This is a genomic window from Accumulibacter sp., from assembly GCF_032229525.1.
Classification (GTDB): Bacteria; Pseudomonadota; Gammaproteobacteria; order Burkholderiales; family Rhodocyclaceae; genus Accumulibacter.
The window spans coordinates 3,822-7,839 of sequence record NZ_JAVTWB010000231.1 but is presented as its reverse complement, the minus strand read 5'-3'; the positions used below and the strand labels follow the sequence as shown (position 1 = coordinate 7,839).

General features: G+C 66.6%; 5 protein-coding genes. All 5 read left to right on the top strand.

From position 1 onward, the window contains the following. On the top strand, positions 1-368 hold a 368-nt coding region (locus tag RUW20_RS18375; protein WP_313953670.1), incomplete at its 5' end, for an enoyl-CoA hydratase-related protein. 5 nt (positions 369-373) lie between these two features. Beyond that, positions 374-1,903: a 3-hydroxyacyl-CoA dehydrogenase gene (locus RUW20_RS18370; protein WP_313953686.1), complete on the top strand. Its 1,530-nt coding sequence runs from the start codon at positions 374-376 to the stop codon at positions 1,901-1,903. Next, on the top strand, positions 1,896-2,423 hold the full coding sequence (gene paaI / locus RUW20_RS18365; protein WP_313953669.1) for a hydroxyphenylacetyl-CoA thioesterase PaaI: 528 nt from the start codon (positions 1,896-1,898) through the stop codon (positions 2,421-2,423). The genes RUW20_RS18370 and paaI overlap by 8 nt, the downstream gene beginning before the upstream one ends. Continuing rightward, the gene (locus RUW20_RS18360) at positions 2,404-2,580 is read left to right on the top strand and encodes a hypothetical protein (RefSeq protein ID WP_313953668.1); all 177 of its coding nucleotides are present in this window, start codon (positions 2,404-2,406) and stop codon (positions 2,578-2,580) included. The genes paaI and RUW20_RS18360 overlap by 20 nt, the downstream gene beginning before the upstream one ends. Further along, on the top strand, positions 2,581-3,786 hold the full coding sequence (pcaF, locus tag RUW20_RS18355; RefSeq protein ID WP_313953667.1) for a 3-oxoadipyl-CoA thiolase: 1,206 nt from the start codon (positions 2,581-2,583) through the stop codon (positions 3,784-3,786). Positions 3,787-4,018: the final 232 nt, after the last annotated feature.

Sequence of the window (4,018 nt, the reverse complement as noted above, 5' to 3'; positions counted from 1 at the left end):
TGATTCCCGACACCGGCGGTAGCTGGTTCCTGCCGCAGCGCGTCGGCATGGCGCGTGCGATCGGCCTGGCGATGCTGGCCGACAAGCTGCCAGCAGAAAAAGCGGCTTCCTGGGGCCTGATCTGGGATTGCGTCGACGACGCCGAACTGGCGCCCACTATCGACCGCATCGCCACCCAACTCGCCAGCGCGCCGACCCGGGCGCTGCTGCGCACCCGTGAGGTGATGCGCGCCGGAGTCAACAATCCGCTCGAAACGCAGCTCGACCTCGAACGCGACATCATGCTCGAGCTCGGCCGCAGTCACGACTATCGTGAAGGGGTCGCTGCCTTCGTCGCCCGGCGAACACCGAAGTTCACGGGCGACTAGGCGTGCTGCAACCAGCCCTGGCCAGCGACAGAGTCGTCGCCATCGCCGGCGCCGGTGCCATGGGTAGCGGCATCGCGCAGGTCGCAGCCGCCGCTGGCCATCGTGTGCAGCTGTTCGACGCGAATGCCAGTGCCGTCGCGCAGGCGATTGCTGGCGTCCAGGCTGCTTTCGAGCAATTGGCGGCCAAGGGAAAACTCGATGCCGCCGCTGCTCACGCCGCGCAGGCCAGGCTACTGCCGGCGACCACCGTCAACGATCTGGCCGGCAGTGGGCTGGTGATCGAGGCCATCGTCGAGGATCTGGCTGCCAAGCAGCAGCTGTTCCGCGACCTCGAAGCGCGGGTCTCACCGGATTGCCTGCTGGCCAGCAACACCTCGTCACTGTCGATCACCGCCATCGCGGCGGGCCTGAAATCACCGGCGCGACTGGCCGGGCTGCACTTCTTCAACCCGGCGCCACGGATGCCTCTGGTCGAAGTGATCAGCGGCCTGATCACCGACCCGGAGGTCACCGGAACGCTCCATTCCACCATGCTGGCCTGGGGAAAAACACCGGTGATGGCGCGCTCGACGCCGGGCTTCATCGTCAATCGCATCGCCCGGCCCTACTACGGCGAAGCGCTCCGCCTGCTGCTCGAAGGCGCCAGCGACAGCGCGACACTCGATGCCATCTTCCGCGAGGCCGGGGGCTTCCGCCTGGGCCCTTTCGAGCTGATGGACCTGATCGGGCTGGACGTCAACCTGGCCGTCAGCAAGTCGGTCTGGAGCGCCTTCTCCAACGACCCTCGCTACGCCCCCTCGCTGATCCAGGAGGAACTGGTGGCGGCCGGCTTTCTCGGGCGCAAGAGCGGGCGCGGCTTCTACACCTACGGCGAAGGCGCGCCGGTGCCGCAGGCCAACAGCTTGCCGACGCAAGCCCTGCCGGCCAGCCCGCTGGTTTTTGCCGATGCTCCGCTGGCCAGCGCCTTGAGCAAGCGCCTGCAAGCTCGCGGCCTGCCTTTTCAACACGCCGACACCTCCCCCGATGGTCGCGTCGCCGAAGCCGGCGGCGCTGCGCTGTACCTTACCGACGGCCGCTCGGCGACCGAGCGCGCCGCGCGCAAAGGCGTGGCGAACACCCTGATCGTCGATTTGGCGCTCGACTACGACAGCGCCACCCGGCTGGCCATTGCCGCCGCCCAACAATGCAGCCCGGCGGCGCTCGCTGCCGGCGTCGGTCTGCTGCAAGCTGCCGGCTTTGCCGTCTCTCGACTTGCCGACGTCCCCGGCCTGGCGGTGATGCGCACCGTCTGCATGCTGGCCAACGAGGGTGCCGAAGCCGTCTATCAGCAAGTCTGCGATGTGCCGGCGGTCGATCAGGCGATGCGCCTGGGCACCAACTACCCACGCGGCCCTCTGGCCTGGGCCGACCAGATCGGTCTGAAACAGGTCCGCCGCGTGCTGGGCAACCTGGCCAGAAGCTACGGCGAGGACCGCTACCGCATTTCCCCGCTTCTCGCACACAAGGTTTTTTCCAGAACGAGGTTTCATGCCTGAGCCCGCCAGCAGCATCCCCGATCCGGACGCGGCGGCCTCGCTCGCCCGACAAACTGCCGAGGCGATGTACAGCCGTGACGCGGCGAGCAAGCTGATCGGCCTGAGCCTGATCGACATCCGCCCTGGTTACGCGCAATTGACGATGCGCGTCCGACCGGACATGGTCAACGGTCACCATATCTGCCACGGTGGTTATCTGTTCACACTCGCCGATTCGGCTTTCGCCTACGCCTGCAATAGCTACAACCGGAACACAGTCGCCTCGGCGTGCCACATCGACTTTCTCGCCCCGGCGCGAGAAGGTGAGATTCTCGAGGCCAGGTGCGAGGAACGCTCGCTTTCCGGACGCACCGGCGTCTACGACACGACCATTCGCAACCAGCACGGCAAGGTCATCGCACTCTTTCGCGGCAAGTCGTACCGCATCGCTGGTGAAGTGATCGCCGGCCTCGAAGCCGAGGAGATCGATCCCGGTTCAGCCAGCGCGGCGACGGACGCGCTTGAAGGAAACCCCCAATGAAGCCTCTCCCATCCCGGTCGAAGGCAAGCCAATGCGGCACCGCAAATCGACGATGGGCAGCGCAGGGGCGCTGACCGCGATCGACTGCGAGCAAATCCCCCGTACCCTGGTCGACCAGCCCGCGCGCGCCATCGACCACCTGAAGGAATCCTTGTAAATGAACGAAGCTTTTATCTGTGATGCTGTCCGGACCCCGATCGGCCGCTATGGCGGCACGCTGTCCGGCGTGCGCACCGATGACCTTGCCGCTCTGCCGATCCGCGCCCTGATCGACCGTAATCCCGGCGTCGACTGGTCCCTCGTCGATGACGTGATCTATGGCTGTGCCAATCAGACCGGCGAAGACAACCGCAATGTCGCCCGCATGGCGGGCCTGCTCGCCGGCCTGCCGGTCGAGGTGCCGGGAACAACGGTCAACCGCCTCTGTGCGTCGGGCATGGACGCCATCGGCCTGGCGGCGCGCTCGATCAAGGCCGGCGAGGCCGATCTGATCATCGCCGGCGGCGTCGAAAGCATGTCGCGGGCGCCTTTCGTGATCCCCAAGGCTGACAGTGCCTTCTCGCGCACCGCCGTCATTCACGACACGACGCTCGGTTGGCGCTTCGTCAACCCGCTGCTGAAGAAACTCCACGACACGCACTCGATGGCGCAAACCGCCGACAACGTTGCCGCCAAATTCAACATCTCGCGTGCCGACCAGGATGCGTTCGCCCTGCGCTCGCAACAACGGTGGGGCGCGGCCCACGAAGCCGAGCGCTTTGCCGACGAGCTCATTCCGGTACGCGTTGCGCAGAAGAAAGGCAACGCGATCATCGTCGATACCGACCAGCACCCACGCCCGGACATGACGATGGCCAGACTGGCCAAGCGCGAAGGGATCAACGGCTCGGCGCTCAGCGTCACTGCCGGAAATTCGGCGGGGATCAACGATGGCGCCTGCGCATTGCTCATCGCCAGCGAAGAGGCGGCCGTGAAGCATGGCCTGACCCCACGCGCCCGCGTCGTGGCCATGGCGTCGGCAGGCGTCGCACCACGGATCATGGGCTTCGGCCCCGTACCCGCAACGCGCAAGGTGCTCGCCAGGACAGGCCTGCGGCTGGACCAGATGGACCTCATCGAAATCAACGAAGCCTTTGCCGCACAGTGTCTCGCGGTGATGCGCGAACTGTCGATTCCCGACAAGGCCGCACACGTCAACCCGAACGGTGGCGCGATCGCCATCGGCCACCCTCTGGGCATGACTGGCGCCCGCCTGGTGACGACGGCCACCTGGGAGTTAAGGCGCCGGGGTGGCCAGTATGCGCTGTGCACCCTGTGCGTCGGTGTCGGGCAAGGCGTGGCGATGATCATCGAGCGCATCTGAGCACTCCTCAGGAGGTCGTCGCCCGCAGCAGGCGGCTGCGGCGACCTGCTCAATCCCGCCTGTCACCGCCGCGTGCGGTCGACCGTGGCTAGCGCGTCGCCGTCCGGCCACTGCAGCAGATCCGGCGACTCCGACAACCACAGCGGCAAGAACTGGCCGGCTCGCAGCGCCCCGTGTTGCCGCATCGCACTGACAAACTCCGGACTGCGGTCGAACTTCGAGGCAACGCCGA

Excerpts from the sequence above, each read along its gene's own strand:
- pcaF (WP_313953667.1), top strand. The coding sequence starts at position 2,581 with ATGAACGAAGCTTTTATCTGTGATGCTGTCCGGACCCCGATCGGCCGC.
- paaI (WP_313953669.1), top strand. The coding sequence starts at position 1,896 with ATGCCTGAGCCCGCCAGCAGCATCCCCGATCCGGACGCGGCGGCCTCG.